The following is a 335-nucleotide window of genomic DNA, read 5'->3' as shown; positions in this document are numbered from 1 at the left end:
GGAACGCCTTGCTCGATGGCCGCAATGGTGACGGTTTCTGACTTTGATAACGTATCGCGGCCATTGGTCATCAGGCGAGCGATCGTTCTCGCGGACGGTATGGGCTGCAGGCTCCGAGCATCGGGCATTTCGGCACGTCGACGGCGTGTCGCCCATTCGGCAACGACTCGCACCGAGCCTCTAAATCCCTGCGCCTTGAGGCAAGGCCACAGGTCGGCGCCATTACAATGGCCAGCGGCCTACTGAGCGTCGAGCCACGGCAGGTAGTGCTCGAGCGAGCTCTCGCGCACCCTGAACACGTCGGATCGCTGACCTCGCAATACCCTGCGGATGAG

1 pseudogene is annotated in these 335 nt (G+C 62.4%); it reads right to left on the bottom strand.

The features are described 5' to 3' along the window. Window positions 1-335: pseudogene (locus AC0L3P_RS40220) on the bottom strand (ISL3 family transposase); the annotation flags it as partial.

The sequence above is a fragment of the Bradyrhizobium sp. WSM4874 genome (genome assembly GCF_055811835.1).
Note: the sequence above shows the minus strand (reverse complement) of the source record. Positions and strands in the feature narration are given on the sequence as shown.